Genomic DNA, 16997 nt, shown 5'->3' with positions numbered 1-16997 from the left:
GGCTGAGGGCTGGGTCCGGGGGCTGAGTGGGGGATGGAGGCCGGGACCGGGGCGGGAGGTGGGACTGGGGGCCGGGGCTCGGCCGAAAGTACACCTGCGCGGCGGAGTGGCGCGGCGGCTTTGCCCCTTGTTGATCAAGGCGGATACGACAGTGCCGCACGCCCGGGGCGCGACGCCCCTCGTACGTCTGCGCGTACCGCCCCGAGGTGCGGCGTCCTTCTCCGGTGGGAAGCCATTGATCAGATCCACCGAGGGGGGTGCGGGACCCGGAGCCGCATGCCGACGGAACGCGGCGAACTTGTTCGTTACGAACGCGTTCGTTACGCTGGTGACGCGGCAGGCCCCGTTCCGCCGCCACTCCCCTGCCCGAGAACGAGAAAGGGGGACGTCATGGCCGACACCCCGCGCCAGGACCCCTCTCCTGCCGCCCCCGACACCGCCCCCGCGACCGCCCGCCGAAGCGTCCCCGTCCGCTGGGTCCTGCTCGGCGTCCTCCTCGCCCTGCTCCTGTCGATGCTGGACGGCCTGATCGTGGGCACCGCGATGCCGACCGTCGTGAAGGACCTCGGCGGGCTGGACCGCATGTCGTGGGTGGTCACCGGCTACACGCTCGCGACGGCGTGCTCGACTCCCGTCTGGGGCAAGCTCGGCGACCTCTTCGACCGCAAGCGCGTCTTCCTCCTCTCGGTCGCGCTCTTCCTCGCGACCTCGGTGGCGTGCGGGCTCGCGCCGTCGATGAACGCGCTCATCGCCTTCCGCGTCGCGCAGGGGCTCGGGGCGGGCGGCATGGGCGCGGGGGCGTTCGCGCTGATCGGCGCGCTCGTACCGCCACGCGAACGCGGCAGGTACCAGGGCCTGACGGCCGCCGTGATGGCGGTCGGGCAGCTCGGCGGGCCGCTCGTCGGCGGCTTCGTGACGGGGCACCTCGGCTGGCGCTGGGCGTTCTACGTGAACGTGCCCGTCGGCCTGGTGTGCCTCGCGTGGTGCGGGCTGCTGCTGCACCTGCCGGCGCGCGAGCGGCAGGGCGCGGTACGGATCGACTGGGCCGGGATCGTGCTGCTCAGCGGGGCCATCTCGGCCTTCGTGATGGCGGCGACGTGGGCGGGGAGCACGTACGCGTGGGCTTCGTGGCAGATCATCGGCCTCGGCGTGCTCGCTGTCGCGCTCCTCGTGGGCTTCATCGCGACCGAACGCCGCGTCGCGGACCCGCTCATGCCACCGCGCGTCTACACGGGCCACCGCAACTTCCCGCTCTCCGCCGTGCTGTTGACGTTCACGGGCATGGCCCTGTTCGGGGCGACGCTCTATCTCCCGCTCTACCAGCAGGTGGTGCAGGGCGCCTCGGCCTCGCACTCCGGCCTGTTGCTGCTCCCGATGATGATCGCGACGCTCGTCGCGACGACCGTCGCGGGCAAGGTCATGTCGGCGACGGGGCGTTACAAGCTCTTCCCGGTCGTGGGCGCGGCGAGCATGATCGCGGGCATGGGCCTGCTGTCGGCGGCCGGAACGGACACGCCCCACTCCTTCACGACGGTGTCCATGATCTTCCTGGGCATCGGCAGCGGTTTCGCGATGCAGATGTCGAACACGATCGCGCAGAACTCCGTCGAGACGCGCGACCTCGGCGCGGCCTCGGCCGCGACCAACCTCTTCCGCACGCTGGGCGGCTCCCTGGGCCTGGCGATCTTCGCCTCGCTCTTCACGTCGAGCGTCCGGGGCGGCCCCGCGAAGGGCCCGGTCTACGCCGAACACGTGGCCCACGCCACGCACTTGATCTTCCTGGTGGGAGCCTGCGTGGGCGTGGCCGCCTTCCTCGCGGCCCTGGCGATCGAGGAGGTCCCCCTGCGCGGCAAGGAACCGGCGAAGCCGGTGGCGGGGAGCGGCGAAGGGGTGACGGAGGCGGTGTGAGGGCGGGGTGCGAGGCGGCGACGGCGTCTGCTGGGATGGCCCCGTGCCCGACATCCACTCCGCCCACGAGTCCCCCCTTACCGCCGGCACCGGCACCCCGCGTCTCTCCGCTCTGCTCGACGCGGCGGCCCACGGCGACGGCCGGGCCTGGAGCGGGCTGTGGACCGAGCTGTTCCACAACGGCACGCTCGACCCGGCCCACCCTCTCGTGCTGCCCGCCCTCACCGCGATGGCCGAGGAGGGAACGGTGGAGGCGCTCTCCCTCGCGGGGGCGCTGCTCGTACGCGACGACGGTTGCCCCGAGCCTGGCCGGCTCAGGGAGGCGTACGCCCTCGAGGTCGCGCGTCTGCTCGCCGCCGCGCACCGCTCACGGCAGGCGGTCGTGGGAAGCGGCACGTACTGCGTGGTCCTGGAGGCGCTGCTGGGCGTGGAGGGAGGCGCTCCGTACGCCGAGGAGCTGATCGGCGGGCTCCTGAACGAGGAGTACGAGATCGAGTGCCCGGGCCCGGACGGGTGCGGCGAGGTGTGGGTGGTCCTCGGAGAGCGGGGGCACTTCACCACGGCCGAGGACTACGCGCTCGCCGAGGACGACGTGCGACGCGTGCCCCTGCGCCCGGCCGTCCCCGGCACCGGGCCCGGCGCCCGTCTGCACGGCTACGCGCTCGCCGACGGCCACCCGGACGTGGCCCGCGCGCTCACGTACGTCTGCGGCGAGGCGGAGTGCCCGACGTGCGGGCGGTCGTTCCGCGTGTCCGATGTCCTGGCGGCACCCCGGCCCCGGTGACCAGCGGCCGGCAGCGGGGCTGATCACCGCCGCGAACCGCACGTGTCCCTCACACCGCCGCGAACGCCCCTCACACCGCCCCGAACGCCCCCCGCGCCAGCCGTAGCAGCAGGTCCTCCAGCTCCGCCCGTCCGATGCCGTCCGTCACCTGGTGGGGGGTCGAGTTGAGGAGGCCGAAGACCGCGTGGACCGTCGCGCGGGCCGTGGGTTCGTCCGTCGCGGGGCGGGCCTTGCGGAGGGTGTCCACCCAGAGTTCGACGTACTCGCGCTGGAGGCGGCGCACCCGGCGGCGGTCCTCGGGGCGGAGGCGGTCGAGCTCGCGGTCGTGGAGGACGATCAGGGCGCGGTCGTCGAGGGCGAAGGCGATGTGTCCGGCGAGCAGCGAGTCGAGCACCGCTCCCGGAGGCCCCTCCGCCGCGGCGAGGCGCGCGCGGCCGCCGGTGAGCAGGCGCTCGCTGATGCCGACGAGCAGCTCGGCGAGCATCGCGTCCTTGCCCGCGAAATGGCGGTAGAGGCCGGGGCCGCTGATGCCCACGGCCGCGCCTATCTCGTCCACCCCGACCCCGTGGAAGCCGCGCGCGGCGAAGAGGCGGGCCGCCTCCCGGAGGATCTGGACGCGTCTCGTCGGCGCGTCTGCGCTGGCGGGGCTGGTGCTCATGGGAAGCCATTCTAGACAAGGTCGTTAGCGCTCGTTAACCTGAACGGCAGACGTTAACGCTCACTAACACGCTCACTCATACGTTCAGCGACCGCCGGGCGACGGAGCCCGGCCGGCGAGGGGATCGACCGCATGGCGGACCAGATGACGGCGACGGGCGGCGGCGGCAGCACGGGCGGCACGGCCCCGCACCACCAGCACACCCCCTCCCCCGGCCCCGAGGCCGCCCCCTCCGGCGTCCGCCCCGCGGCCGGGGCGCGGCTCGCCCCGGTCCTCGCCACCGCCGCCGATCCCGCCTCCGAGGCGTGGCGCGCCAACGAGGCGGCGCACGCGAAGCTCGCCGACGAGTTGCGCTCGCGCCTGGAGCGGGCCCGGCTCGGCGGCGGCGAGCGCGCCCGCGAGCGGCACGTCTCGCGCGGCAAGATGCTCCCGCGCGACCGGGTCGACGGACTCCTCGACCCCGGTTCGCCGTTCCTGGAGCTGGCGCCGCTCGCCGCCGAGGGGCTGTACGAGGGGGCCGCGCCCGCCGCGGGGGTGGTCGCCGGACTCGGCATGATCTCCGGCCGGTTGAGCGTCGTCGTCGCCAACGACGCGACGGTCAAGGGCGGTACGTACTACCCGATGACCGTCAAGAAGCACCTGCGCGCCCAGGAGGTCGCCCTGGAGAACCGCCTGCCGTGCGTGTATCTCGTGGACTCCGGTGGCGCTTTCCTGCCGATGCAGGACGAAGTCTTCCCCGACCGCGAGCACTTCGGGCGGATCTTCTACAACCAGGCGCGCATGTCGGCGGCCGGGATTCCGCAGATCGCCTCGGTGATGGGCTCGTGCACGGCCGGGGGCGCGTACGTCCCTGCGATGAGCGACGAGGCCGTCATCGTGCGCGAGCAGGGCACGATCTTCCTCGGCGGCCCGCCGCTCGTGAAGGCGGCGACGGGCGAGGTCGTGACGGCCGAGGAACTGGGCGGTGGCGAGGTCCACAGCCGCGTCTCCGGCGTCACGGACCACCTCGCCGAGGACGACGCGCACGCGCTGCGGATCGTGCGGAACATCGTCGCGACGCTGCCCGAGCGCAAGGAACTCCCCTGGGCGGTAAGGGAGTCCGAGGAACCCGCGGTCGATCCGGCGGGTCTGTACGGGGCGGTCCCCGCCGACTCGCGCACCCCGTACGACGTGCGCGAGGTCATCGCGCGGATCGTGGACGGCTCGCGCTTCCAGGAGTTCAAGGCCGAGTACGGGCAAACGCTCGTGACGGGCTTCGCGCACATCCACGGCCACCCGGTCGGCATCGTCGCCAACAACGGCATCCTCTTCTCCGAATCCGCCCAGAAGGGCGCGCACTTCATCGAGTTGTGCGACCAGCGCGGCATCCCGCTGCTCTTCCTCCAGAACATCTCCGGCTTCATGGTCGGCCGCGCCTACGAGGCGGGCGGCATCGCGAAGCACGGGGCGAAGATGGTCACGGCGGTCGCGACGACGCGCGTACCGAAGCTGACGGTCGTCGTCGGCGGCTCGTACGGAGCGGGCAACTACTCGATGTGCGGGCGCGCCTACGGGCCCCGCTTCCTGTGGATGTGGCCCAACGCGAAGATCTCCGTCATGGGCGGCGAACAGGCCGCCTCCGTCCTCGCGACCGTCAAACGCGACCAGTTGGAGGCACGCGGCGAGGAGTGGCCCGCCGACGACGAGGAGCGCTTCAAGGCGCCGGTCAGGCAGCAGTACGAGAAGCAGGGCGACGCCTACTACGCGACCGCCCGCCTGTGGGACGACGGCGTGATCGACCCGCTCGACACGCGCCGCGTCCTCGGCCTCGCGCTCACCGCCTGCGCCCACGCACCCCTACCCGAACCGCGTTTCGGCGTCTTCCGGATGTGATCCCGGTGTCGCGTCCCCCCGTGCAGAACTCAACTCCCCCGACGTCAAAGGCGACTTCGAAGGTGGCCATGCCAGGAACCGCTCTGTTCGACACCGTCCTCATCGCCAACCGCGGCGAGATCGCCGTCCGCGTCATCCGCACCCTGCGCGCCCTCGGCATCCGCTCCGTCGCGGTCTACAGCGACGCGGACGCCCGCGCCCGGCACGTACGGGAGGCCGACGAGGCCGTCCGCATCGGCCCCGCGCCGGCGACCGAGAGCTACCTCTCGGTGCCCGCACTCCTGGAGGCGGCCCGGCGCACGGGCGCCCAGGCGGTCCACCCCGGCTACGGCTTCCTGGCGGAGAACGCGGCCTTCGCGCGCGCCTGCGCGGACGCGGGCCTCGTCTTCATCGGCCCCCCGGCGGACGCCGTGGACCTCATGGGCGACAAGATCCGCGCCAAGGAGACGGTCGAAGGGGCGGGCGTCCCCGTCGTGCCCGGGTCCAGCGGCAGCGGCCTCGACGACGAGGAACTCGCGGACGCGGCACGGCAGATCGGGATGCCGGTGCTGCTCAAGCCCTCGGCGGGCGGCGGCGGCAAGGGGATGCGCCTGGTCCGGGACGAGGCGCTGCTCGCCGAGGAGATCGCGGCGGCGCGCCGCGAGGCCCGCTCCTCGTTCGGCGACGACACGCTCCTGGTCGAACGGTGGGTGCAGCGCCCCCGGCACATCGAGATCCAGGTCTTCGCCGACCGGCACGGCAACGTCATCCACCTCGGCGAGCGCGAGTGCTCGCTCCAGCGCCGCCACCAGAAGCTCATCGAGGAGGCGCCCTCGGTCCTGCTGGACGAGGCGACGCGCACGGCGATGGGCGAGGCGGCGGTCCGCGCGGCCAGGTCCTGCGGCTACGAGGGCGCGGGCACGGTCGAGTTCATCGTCCCGGGCCCCGACCCGGACGCTCCGGCGGGCACCGCGCCCGAGGCGTATTACTTCATGGAGATGAACACGCGTCTCCAAGTCGAGCACCCTGTCACCGAGTTGGTGACGGGACTCGACCTCGTCGAGTGGCAGATCAGGGTCGCGGCCGGGGAGCGCCTCCCGCTCACGCAGGAGGACGTACGGCTCGACGGGCACGCGGTCGAGGCGCGGATCTGCGCCGAGTCGGTGCAACTCATCGACGAAGCACCGGCGTTCCTGCCGAGCGGCGGCACGGTGCTGCGCCTTGAGGAACCGGAGGGGCCGGGTGTACGGGTCGATTCGGGGCTCAGCGAGGGCGTCGAGGTCGGCAGCGCGTACGACCCGATGCTCGCGAAGATCGTCGCGTACGGCCCGGACCGGGACACGGCCCTGCGCCGCCTGCGCGGCGCGCTCGCCCGTACGGTGACGCTCGGCGTGCCGACGAACGCGGGTTTCCTGCGCCGCCTGCTCGCTCATCCGCAGGTGGTGGCAGGCGAGTTGGACACGGGGCTCGTGGAACGCGAGGCGGCCGCCTTCGTGGAGCCCGAGGTGCCGCGCGAGGTGTACGCGGCGGCAGCGGCGGTGCGTCGCGCGGCCGTCACGGCGGGGGGCGAGGGGCCGGGGTGGCGCGATCCCTTCGCCGCCGGGGACGGCTGGCGGCTCGGCGGGACCCCGGCCCCCTTGCGCGTACCGCTGCGGGTCCCGGGCCATGAGCCGGTCGAGCGGACCGTCCCCGCGGACGCCGAGGTGAGCGAGGAGGCCGTGACGGTCACGGCGGTGGGGCGGCGGCTCCGCTTCGTACGGGCCGGGGACTGGCTCGGGCGCGACGGGGACGCGTGGGAGGTGCGCGACCACGACCCGGTCGCCGCCGCGCTGCGCGCGGCCGGAGGCGCGGGCGGCACGGGCTCGCTCACGGCGCCGATGCCCGGCACGGTCACGGTCGTCAAGGCCCAGGAGGGCGACACGGTACGGGCGGGTGACGGGGTGCTCGTCGTGGAGGCGATGAAGATGGAGCACGTCATCACCGCGCCGCACGACGGCACGGTGACCCGGATCGCGGTGCGGCAGGGCAGCACCGTGGCGATGGACGAAGTCCTCGCCGTCGTCGAGCCGTTGACCGAGGTGGCGCGATGAGCACGGGACTCCCGATGACGGTCGCGCTCGACGGGCTCCCCTCCCGCGTCCGTATCCACGAGGTCGGCGCGCGCGACGGGCTCCAGAACGAGAAGAGCACCGTACCCGTCGACGTGAAGGCCGAGTTCGCGCACCGGCTCGCTGCCGCGGGGCTCACGACGATCGAGGCCACGAGCTTCGTACACCCCAAGTGGGTGCCCCAACTCGCCGACGCCGAGGAGCTTTTCCCGCGTCTCGCGGACCTGCGGAAGCAGGGCGTGCGGCTGCCCGTCCTCGTACCGAACGCGCGCGGCCTGGAGCGCGCGCTCGCGCTCGGCGCGGACCGCGTGGCGATCTTCGCGAGCGTCACGGAGAGCTTCGCGAAGGCGAACCTGAACCGCACCGTGGACGAGTCCCTCGCGGTCTTCGCGCCGGTCGTCGCGGAGGCGAAGGCCGCCGGGGCGCACGTGCGCGGCTACCTCTCGATGTGCTTCGGCGACCCGTGGGAGGGCCCGGTGCCGGTCGAGCGGGTCGTCAGGGTCGCGAAGGCGCTCGAAGCGATGGGCTGCGACGAACTGAGCCTCGGCGACACGATCGGCGTCGCGACGGCCGGGCACGTACGGGCCCTGCTCAGCGGCCTCACGGAAGCGGGCGTGCCGCTCGCGACGCTCGGCGTGCACTTCCACGACACGTACGGGCAGGCTCTCGCGAACACCCTGGAGGCGCTGCGCGGGGGCGTGACCACGGTCGACGCCTCGGCCGGCGGGCTCGGCGGCTGCCCCTTCGCGCGCAGCGCGACGGGGAACCTCGCGACCGAGGACCTCGTGTGGATGCTGCGCGGCCTCGGTATCGAGACCGGCGTCGACCTGGACGCGCTCGTGGAGACGAGTACGTGGATGGCGGGACACCTGGGCCGCCCGTCCCCGTCCCGCACGGTCCGCGCACTGGCCGGTTCCTGACCCCGTACGTACGTCCCCGTCCCCGTTTCCGTCCTCGTCCCCGTCTCCGGCCCGTCGCCCGACCGGCGACGGCCTCCACCTCCCCCGCGTCCCGGCACCCCGGGGCGCGCCCCCGCTCACCCGTACCGAGGAGTGACCCCCATGCCCCTGGACCACAGGCTCACCGAGGAGCACGAGCAACTGCGCAGTACTGTCGAGGAGTTCGCTCACGACGTCGTCGCGCCGAAGATCGGCGACTACTACGAGCGGCACGAGTTCCCGTACGAGATCGTGCGCGAGATGGGCCGGATGGGGCTCTTCGGGCTGCCGTTCCCCGAGGAGTACGGCGGGATGGGCGGCGACTACCTCGCGCTCGGCCTCGCGCTCGAAGAACTCGCGCGCGTGGACTCCTCGGTGGCGATCACGCTGGAGGCAGGCGTCTCGCTCGGCGCCATGCCGATCCACCTCTTCGGCACCGAGGAGCAGAAGCGCGAGTGGCTGCCGCGCCTGTGTTCGGGCGAGCTCCTCGGTGCCTTCGGCCTCACCGAGCCGGGCGCGGGTTCGGACGCGGGCGGCACCCGTACGACGGCGGTGCTCGACGAGGCGACGAACGAGTGGGTCATCAACGGCTCGAAGTGCTTCATCACCAACTCCGGTACGGACATCACGGGTTTGGTGACGGTGACGGCCGTGACCGGGCGCAAGGACGACGGCCGCCCGCGCATCTCCTCGATCATCGTGCCCTCGGGGACCCCGGGCTTCACGGTGGCCGCCCCGTACTCGAAGGTCGGCTGGAACGCCTCGGACACGCGGGAGCTGTCCTTCCAGGACGTAAGGGTCCCGGCCGCCAATCTGCTCGGTGAACTCGGGCGCGGGTACGCGCAGTTCCTCCGCATCCTCGACGAGGGGCGGGTCGCTATCGCGGCGCTCGCGACGGGGCTCGCGCAGGGCTGCGTCGACGAGTCGGTCACGTACGCGAAGGAGCGGCACGCCTTCGGGAAGCCCATCGGGGCCAATCAGGCCCTCCAGTTCAAGATCGCCGACATGGAACTGCGGGCGCACACGGCGCGGTTGTCGTGGCGGGACGCGGCGAGCAGGCTCGTGCACGGCGAACCGTTCAAGAAGGAGGCGGCGCTCGCGAAGCTGTACTCGTCGACGATCGCCGTGGACAACGCGCGGGACGCGACGCAGGTGCACGGCGGCTACGGCTTCATGAACGAGTACCCGGTCGCGCGCATGTGGCGGGACGCGAAGATCCTGGAGATCGGCGAGGGAACCAGCGAGGTGCAACGCATGCTGATCGCCCGGGAGTTGGGGTTGCCTACAGCGGCGTGAGGGGGCGCGGGGGCCACGTTCGCACGCGGCGGGGCCCGCCGTGGGTCCGTCACCGCCCTTCGGGTAAAGTTCCAAGGTTCCGCTCCGTACGCCCGTGCGGGAACCGCCCGGGGGTGCGGAGCGGACTTACTGGAGAGGCGTCGCAGGGGGCGGCGTCCGTTACCCGGGGGGATCTCCATGCACACCGGACGCCGCACCACGGTCGCCGCCGCTTGTCTCGGCCTCGCGCTCAGCCTCTCGCTCACGGCGTGCGGCGGCGGAGGACAGAAGGCGGTGAAGGGGACTCTCGTGCAGACCACGAACACCCCCTCCTCGTTCTACTGCGTGCAGCTCGACAACGTCAACGGCAAGTCGAGCCAGGACGGCCGCTGGTACGAGGTGAAGCAGAAGGACTACAGCAAGGCGAGCTCCTCCGAGCCGGGCGCCCGGCTGAAGTTCACACCGAAGGACGACGACTGCAAGAGGTCGTCGAACGGCTCGTCCTCGTCGTACTCGGACGACGACCACAAGAGCTACAAGAACCACAAGAGCTACAAGAACGGCACGAGCAAGAGCCGGAGTCGCAGTGGGAGTGGCAGCCGCAGCCGCAGCCGCAGCGGCGGCGTGAGCAAGAGCCGCCACTGACGGGGGGGAGGGCCGGCGACGGCCGCGCCGGCCGGCAGTCGCTGAGCGACAGATGGCCGCGCTGGCCGACAGTCGACGCTGAGCGGCAGGTGGCCGCGCTGGTCGGCAGTCGCTGAGCGACGGCGGGCGGGCCGCAGCCTGTGGAAAAACTGGTGCGCGCGAGGAATCGGCTCACTCTCCGGAGTGAGCCGATTCGCGACTTCGGCGAAGTTATCCACAGATTTGGGCACGGGGGGCTGGGGTGGCGTTACGGAGGGTGGGGGTTTGACATCCTGGTATAGGGGTCGCCCCCCAGGGAGGGAGGGGGCTGTCCAGGGCACCCCCACGGAGGAAGCCGCCCAGCGGGCCACCCCCTGGAAAGGGAGAGGGGGCCGCCCAGTGCGCCACCACCGGAGAGGGAGGGCGCCGCCCAGGGGAGCCACCACCGGGGGGAGAGCGCCGCCCAGGGGAGCCACCACCGGGGGGGAGGGCGCCGCCCCGACGACCCCCACCCCCAGGGAGGGTCCACCCCGAGGACCACCCCCAGGGAGGGAGGGGGCTGCCCAGGAGGCCAAAACCGGGCAGGAAGGGGGCCACCCAAGAGAGCCGCCACCCCCCCTGCCCGATATCGGGCAGATTTCTTGCGAAACCCCCCTCCCCTCCCCCAATATCGACGGGTGCAAGAACGCCGGACCGATCCCGACCCCCTCGACGAGCTGCTCGACCACCTCACGCGAAGCACCCCGCTGAGCCGTGGCGAGGCCCACCGCGTGGTGATGGACGTCCTGGCGTTCTACGACGAGACCACCGAGGAATGGGTGCGCAGACGGCACCGGGAACTCCAGGCCAAGGGCCTGACCAACCCGGCGATCTTCGAGCGGATCTCCGAGGAGCTGCCGCACCGCGCGGTGGCCCCGCCCCAGCTGTCCCTGCGGCAGCTGCGGCGCATCGTCTACGGCTGAGAACGCGGCACCCGACAGCCGCGAACCCGGCAGCCGCGAGCCCGGCAGCCGGATACCCCACAGCCGAGAGCCCGGCAGCCGCGAACCCGGCGGCCGGAAACCCCGGCGGCCGGATACCCGGCAGCCGCGAACCCACCCACCCACCAGCCAGAACCAGCGACAACACAAGGGGCGGAAGCAAAATGTGCGGAATCGTGGGATACGTAGGCCGGCGCGACGTCGCCCCGCTCCTGCTCGAAGGGCTCCAGCGACTGGAGTACCGGGGGTACGACTCGGCCGGTGTCGTGATCACCAGCCCGAAGGCGAAGACCCCCGGCCTCAAGCTCGCCAAGGGCAAGGGCCGCGTCCGCGATCTGGAGGCGCGCATCCCCAAGCGCTTCGCCGGGACGACCGGCATCGCGCACACCCGCTGGGCCACCCACGGCGCCCCCAGCGACCACAACGCGCACCCCCACCTCGACCCGGCCGAGCAGGTCGCCGTCGTGCACAACGGCATCATCGACAACGCCGACGAACTGCGCGCCCGCCTCACCGCCGACGGCGTCGTCTTCGCCTCCGAGACCGACACCGAGGTCCTCACCCACCTCATCGCCCGCGCCCCGCACGAGACCCTGGAGGACAGGGTCCGCGCCGCGCTCGGCCAGATCGAGGGCACGTACGGCATCGCGGTGCTGCACGCCGACTTCCCCGAGCGCATCGTCGTCGCCCGCAACGGCTCCCCCGTCGTGCTCGGCATCGGCGACAAGGAGATGTTCGTCGCCTCCGACGTCGCCGCCCTCGTCGCCCACACGCGCCAGATCGTCACGCTCGACGACGGTGAGATGGCGACCCTCACCGCCGACGACTTCCGCACCTACACCACCGAGGGCTCGCGCACGAACCCCGAGACGACCACGGTGGAGTGGGAGGCCGAGTCGTACGACATGGGCGGCCACGACACGTACATGCACAAGGAGATGAGCGAGCAGGCCGAGGCCGTCGACCGCGTGCTGCGCGGCCGGATCGACGAGCGCTTCTCGACCGTGCGCCTCGACGGGCTCAACCTCGACGCGCGCGACGCCCGCACCGTGCGCCGCATCAAGATCCTCGGCTGCGGCACCTCGTACCACGCCGGGCAGATCGGCGCGCAGCTCATCGAGGAGATCGCCCGCATCCCCGCCGACGCCGAGCCCGCGAGCGAGTTCCGCTACCGCAATCCCGTCGTCGACCCGGAGACGCTCTACATCGCCGTCTCGCAGTCCGGCGAGACCTACGACGTGCTCGCGGCCGTGCAGGAGCTGAAGCGCAAGGGCGCGAAGGTGCTCGGTTTCGTCAACGTCGTGGGCTCCGCGATCGCCCGCGAGACGGACGGCGGGATCTACGTGCACGCCGGCCCCGAGGTCTGCGTCGTCTCGACGAAGTGCTTCACCAACACGACCGTCGCCTTCGCGCTGCTCGCCCTGCACCTGGGCCGCATCCGCGACCTCTCCGTGGCGGACGGCAAGCGGCTCCTGGAAGGACTGCGGCGGCTGCCCGGGCAGATCGTCGAGATCCTGGAGCGCGAGGACGAGGTCAAGGAGCTGGCAAAGGCGTACGCGGGCGCCCGCTCGATGATGTTCATCGGGCGCGTGCGCGGCTACCCGGTGGCGCGCGAGGCGAGCCTCAAGCTCAAGGAGGTCAGTTACGTGCACGCCGAGGCGTACCCCGCCTCGGAGCTGAAGCACGGCCCGCTCGCCCTCATCGAGCCCGCCCTGCCGACCGTCGCGATCGTCCCCGACGACGATCTCCTGGAGAAGAACCGGGCCGCGATCGAGGAGATCAAGGCCCGCGCGGGCCGCGTCCTCGCCGTCGCCCACCAGAAGCAGGAGAAGGCCGACGACACCTACGTCGTGCCGAAGAACGAGGACGAGCTCGACCCGATCCTCATGGGCATCCCGCTCCAGCTCTTCGCCTACCACACGGCCCTCGCGATGGGCCGCGACATCGACAAGCCGCGCAACCTCGCGAAGTCGGTGACGGTGGAGTAGTCGGCGGCGCTCGCTCCAGCGCGGGCGCGGCTACGAGGTTCGCTCGTACGAGGAGCACGAGTCGTACGAGCTACGAGGAGCACGAGTCGTACGAGCGAGGGGCGCCCCAGGCCGTGGGGCGCCCCTGCCGTAGTCCCGAGTCGCGTCCCGCTCAGGGGATGACGATCACCGGACGCTGGGCGCGGCGGGCGAGGCGGCCCGAGACGGAGCCGAAGATCCGGCCCACGACGCCGTGGGTCGTACCGACGACGATGGCGTCCGCCTCGTACTCCTTGCCCACCTCCTCCAGTTCGTGGCAGATGTCGCCACCCCGCTCCACCAGGACCCAGGGCACCTCGGAGAGGAAGTCGGCGCAGGCCAGCTCCAGGCCGAGGACCTCGGTGCGGTGGTCGGGGACGTCGACGAAGACGGGTGGCTCGCAGCCCGCCCACACGGTGGTGGGCAGCCGGTTGGCCACGTGGACGATGATCAGCGCGGAGGCGGCGCGCAGCGCGAGCCCCACGGCGTAGGAGAGGGCCCGTTCACTGGAGGTGGAACCGTCGAAGCCGACCACGACGCCGTGCCGGAAGGCCGGATCGCAGGACGGGCGGTTTTCCTCCAGCGCGAGGGGATCGGCCGCCGTTTCGGCGGTGGGCCGCTTGCGGTCCGCTGGTTCGGGGAATTCGTGACCGGCCATCGGTGTCTCGGCGAGTGAGTCCTCGTGACAAGGAAGACGGAAGAAGGAATCAGGGAAGACGAATCAGGGGGAAATGCGGGGAAAGCGGCGCACGGGGAGGAACAGGGAGCGGCACGACCACCGGACCGTGCGACTGTCCGGGAATCGCCTTCCCCAGCGCATACCCCCAAGGGTACGGCCTCACTCCTCCCCGAAGGGCCCGCCCGAAGCGGTCCGCCGACGCGTTCCAGGGAGCATGCCCGAGTCCTGCCCCCTCTGGCAATGGCCGGTGGCGCGTGCCACGTTCGCGAACCGGGGCGGCGCGTGGACCGGCGGCGGGGATGCGGGGCGGGCGCGGGCAGGGAGGGGACGTGGGGGCGGGCGCGGAAGGGTCGCGGGGGCGTGAAGGTGGGCGCGGTGGCGCGTGGGCGAGGCGGGCGCGCGCCCCGGCGTACGGGAGGGGTGCTCCGTGTCGGGCAGCCGTAGCGCGAGGGGGCGCCGTCGCGCACCGGCCGGCGTTCGGCGGCGTCCTGTTTCCGGTGGTCCCGCTCACCCGCGGGTCACGCGCGGGCGACAGAGCCGGAGTGGTGCTCGGACGTGCGGCTCCGCGTCTCACCGTCAGTTGATGCTCCGTCAGGTTGAGCGGCGAGCCGCTCATCTGACGAGGTACGAGGCCCGTACGCACGAGTACGCCCCGGCGCCCGGCGCGCTGCGGGGAGCGCGACGGGAGCCGCGCGCCCCGGGGGCGCACGCCCTGAGGGGGTGAGGTGTGCCCGTACACGCCCCCGTAGCTTTTCAGCCAACTTATCGGTCAACCGGCCGAGTGCCCCTTACCCCCGCCAACGCCCCGTCCGAGCAGGGTGGGAAGCCTCGCGCGGGTGCCACGCACCCTATGGGGATTGGCCACCGGCGAGAGGCGTACTTCCCAGCCGGGCCGCCAAGTGCAACGCTTCGTGATCGAATGCTTTACGCCACGTTGCCATGTCGACATAGTGGCCGGTGGCGAACAGGTCACGCGAGCACCGCGGGACACAGTAGATTCGATCATGACTGTCGTACGGCGGGGGACTCGTGCCGGACCGAGGGGACAAGGTGCAGGAGCGGAACGCCCGACGAGAACGAGGAGTCTCTTCCCCGCGCCCGCGGGGATGGTCCGGACGGGGCGCGTCGAACACCGAGGGGGGCTTAGCGCCATGAGCCAGGATGTCACTGTCGCACCGGAGGCGCCGGGCCGCAGGCTCTCGGGCCGCAGACGACGCGAGATCGTCGCGGTGCTGCTCTTCAGCGGCGGTCCCATCTTCGAGAGTTCGATCCCGCTCTCGGTCTTCGGCATCGACCGGCAGGACGCCGGGGTGCCGCGCTACCGCCTGCTCGTGTGCGCCGGCGAGGACGGTCCGCTGCGCACCACCGGCGGCTTGGAACTGACGGCTCCCCACGGTCTGGAGGCCGTGTCGCGGGCGGGCACCGTCGTGGTCCCCGCCTGGCGGTCCATCACGGCCCCGCCCCCCGCCGAGGCGCTCGACGCGCTGCGCCGGGCGCACGAGGAGGGCGCGCGGATCGTCGGCCTGTGCACGGGTGCCTTCGTGCTGGCCGCCGCCGGTCTCCTCGACGGGCGCCCCGCCACGACGCACTGGATGTACGCCCCGACGCTCGCCAAGCGCTACCCCTCGGTCCACGTGGACCCGCGCGAACTCTTCGTCGACGACGGTGACGTCCTCACCTCGGCCGGTACGGCGGCCGGGATCGACCTGTGCCTGCACATCGTGCGCTCCGACCACGGCAGCGAGGCGGCCGGGGCGCTCGCCCGCCGTCTCGTCGTGCCCCCGCGCCGCACGGGCGGTCAGGAGCGCTACCTCGACAGGTCTTTACCTGAGGAGATCGGTGCCGACCCGCTCGCCGAGGTCGTCGCCTGGGCGCTGGAGCATCTCCACGAGCAGTTCGACGTGGAGACGCTCGCCGCGCGCGCGTACATGAGCCGCCGCACCTTCGACCGCAGGTTCCGCTCGCTGACGGGCTCGGCCCCGCTCCAGTGGCTGATCACCCAGCGGGTGCTCCAGGCGCAGCGGCTCCTGGAGACCTCGGACTACTCGGTGGACGAGGTCGCCGGGCGCTGCGGTTTCCGCTCCCCCGTCGCGCTGCGCGGGCACTTCCGCCGCCAGCTCGGCTCCTCCCCCGCCGCGTACCGGGCCGCCTACCGTGCCCGGCGTCCGCAGCAGGAGCGCGCCGAGCAGCCGGCGGCGGCGCTCGCGGTGGAGCGGGTGCCCGCGCCGAGCGCGGTCCCCGCCCAGGTGCGGCGCCAGGGCGAGGAACGTGCCGAGGCCTTCGCGGGGCTGCCCGCCCGCGGCGTACTGCCCAGCCAGCGGGAGCGTCCCGCGTAGGCTGGGACATATGAACGATCGCATGGTGTGGATCGACTGCGAGATGACCGGTCTCTCGCTGGCGAACGACGCGCTCATCGAGGTGGCCGCACTGGTCACCGATTCCGAGCTGAACATCCTCGGGGAGGGGGTGGACATCGTGATCCGCCCGCCCGAGCGGGCGCTCACGACGATGCCGGAGGTGGTGCGCGACATGCACACCTCCTCGGGGCTCCTCGCCGAGCTGGACGGCGGCACGACGCTCGCGGACGCGGAGGAGCGCGTGCTCTCCTACGTACGGGAGCACGTGAAGGAGCCCCGCAAGGCGCCGCTGTGCGGGAACACGGTCGGCACCGACCGCAACTTCCTCGCGCGCGACATGGCGGAGCTGGAGGGCTTCCTCCACTACCGCATCGTCGACGTCTCCTCGATCAAGGAGCTGGCCCGCCGCTGGTACCCGCGGGCCTACTTCAACGCTCCGGAGAAGAAGGGCAACCACCGCGCCCTCGCCGACATCCGCGAGTCGATCGCGGAGCTGCGCTACTACCGCGAGGCCGTCTTCGTCACGCAGCCGGGCCCCGACTCCGACACCGCGCGGGCCGTGGCGGCCAAGTACCAGCTCTCCTGATCCCCTCTCTCCGGCGCTCCCGGGCCGCCCGGGAAAAGGTGTGCGCGAGCACCCCCGAGAACCCTGTACACTTTTTCTCGGCCGGTCAGAAAAGCGCCGGTCATGGTGGGTGTAGCTCAGTTGGTAGAGCACCTGGTTGTGGTCCAGGTGGCCGCGGGTTCAAGTCCCGTCACTCACCCTCTCGGAAGAGGCCCCTCAACTGCGGAAACGCGGATGGGGGGCCTCTTCGTCGTACGGGCGGGG

The 16997-nt window shown here is 72.3% G+C and carries 13 protein-coding genes and 1 tRNA gene; 12 read left to right on the top strand and 2 right to left on the bottom strand.

The window, feature by feature from the left end:
• Positions 1 to 390: 390 nt before the first annotated feature.
• Both ACIP4O_RS12385 and ACIP4O_RS12380 read left to right on the top strand, forming a co-directional pair.
• Entirely contained in the window at positions 391 to 1908 is a 1518-nt protein-coding gene (locus ACIP4O_RS12385) for an MDR family MFS transporter (protein WP_401574336.1), read from the top strand.
• A 43-nt stretch (positions 1909 to 1951) separates the two neighbouring features.
• Positions 1952 to 2692, top strand: a complete 741-nt coding sequence (locus ACIP4O_RS12380) for a hypothetical protein (RefSeq protein ID WP_401574334.1) — start codon at positions 1952 to 1954, stop codon at positions 2690 to 2692.
• Between the two features lie 70 nt (positions 2693 to 2762).
• On the opposite strand, the gene ACIP4O_RS12375 is transcribed toward ACIP4O_RS12380, so the two are convergent.
• Positions 2763 to 3350, bottom strand: coding sequence for a TetR/AcrR family transcriptional regulator (locus ACIP4O_RS12375; RefSeq protein ID WP_401574332.1), 588 nt, complete (start codon positions 3348 to 3350; stop codon positions 2763 to 2765).
• Positions 3351 to 3482: 132 nt separating this feature from the next.
• Here ACIP4O_RS12375 and ACIP4O_RS12370 point away from each other — a divergent pair, with 132 nt between their 5' ends.
• From ACIP4O_RS12370 to glmS, 7 genes are all read left to right on the top strand, one after another.
• Entirely contained in the window at positions 3483 to 5222 is a 1740-nt protein-coding gene (locus ACIP4O_RS12370) for a carboxyl transferase domain-containing protein (protein WP_401574330.1), read from the top strand.
• Positions 5223 to 5290: 68 nt separating this feature from the next.
• A complete protein-coding gene (locus ACIP4O_RS12365) occupies positions 5291 to 7291 on the top strand; it encodes a biotin carboxylase N-terminal domain-containing protein (protein WP_401574328.1) in 2001 nt (666 codons plus the stop codon).
• Complete coding sequence (locus tag ACIP4O_RS12360) at positions 7288 to 8229, top strand: hydroxymethylglutaryl-CoA lyase (RefSeq protein WP_401574326.1); 942 nt, start codon at positions 7288 to 7290, stop codon at positions 8227 to 8229. Before ACIP4O_RS12365 ends, ACIP4O_RS12360 begins: the two co-directional genes overlap by 4 nt.
• Before the next feature lie 141 nt (positions 8230 to 8370).
• A complete protein-coding gene (locus tag ACIP4O_RS12355; RefSeq protein WP_401574323.1) occupies positions 8371 to 9543 on the top strand; it encodes an acyl-CoA dehydrogenase family protein in 1173 nt (390 codons plus the stop codon).
• Between the two features lie 177 nt (positions 9544 to 9720).
• A complete protein-coding gene (locus ACIP4O_RS12350; RefSeq protein WP_401574321.1) occupies positions 9721 to 10167 on the top strand; it encodes a hypothetical protein in 447 nt (148 codons plus the stop codon).
• Between the two features lie 656 nt (positions 10168 to 10823).
• Entirely contained in the window at positions 10824 to 11108 is a 285-nt protein-coding gene (locus ACIP4O_RS12345; RefSeq protein ID WP_361328291.1) for a hypothetical protein, read from the top strand.
• Positions 11109 to 11290: 182 nt separating this feature from the next.
• Positions 11291 to 13114, top strand: coding sequence for a glutamine--fructose-6-phosphate transaminase (isomerizing) (gene glmS, locus ACIP4O_RS12340; protein ID WP_401574318.1), 1824 nt, complete (start codon positions 11291 to 11293; stop codon positions 13112 to 13114).
• Positions 13115 to 13265: 151 nt separating this feature from the next.
• Here the strand turns inward: glmS and ACIP4O_RS12335 are convergent, their stop codons facing one another.
• Positions 13266 to 13790, bottom strand: coding sequence for a universal stress protein (locus ACIP4O_RS12335; protein WP_007822581.1), 525 nt, complete (start codon positions 13788 to 13790; stop codon positions 13266 to 13268).
• Between the two features lie 1172 nt (positions 13791 to 14962).
• Between ACIP4O_RS12335 and ACIP4O_RS12330 the strand changes: the two genes are divergently transcribed.
• From ACIP4O_RS12330 to ACIP4O_RS12320, 3 genes are all read left to right on the top strand, one after another.
• Complete coding sequence (locus tag ACIP4O_RS12330; RefSeq protein ID WP_401574316.1) at positions 14963 to 16147, top strand: helix-turn-helix domain-containing protein; 1185 nt, start codon at positions 14963 to 14965, stop codon at positions 16145 to 16147.
• 10 nt (positions 16148 to 16157) lie between these two features.
• A complete protein-coding gene (orn, locus tag ACIP4O_RS12325; protein ID WP_401574314.1) occupies positions 16158 to 16754 on the top strand; it encodes an oligoribonuclease in 597 nt (198 codons plus the stop codon).
• Positions 16755 to 16859: 105 nt separating this feature from the next.
• A tRNA-His gene (locus ACIP4O_RS12320) sits at positions 16860 to 16932 on the top strand.
• The last annotated feature ends 65 nt before the right edge of the window (positions 16933 to 16997 follow it).

This window comes from Streptomyces sp. NPDC088923 (assembly GCF_044749745.1).
Lineage (GTDB): Bacteria > Actinomycetota > Actinomycetes > Streptomycetales > Streptomycetaceae > Streptomyces.
Note: the sequence above shows the minus strand (reverse complement) of the source record. Positions and strands in the feature narration are given on the sequence as shown.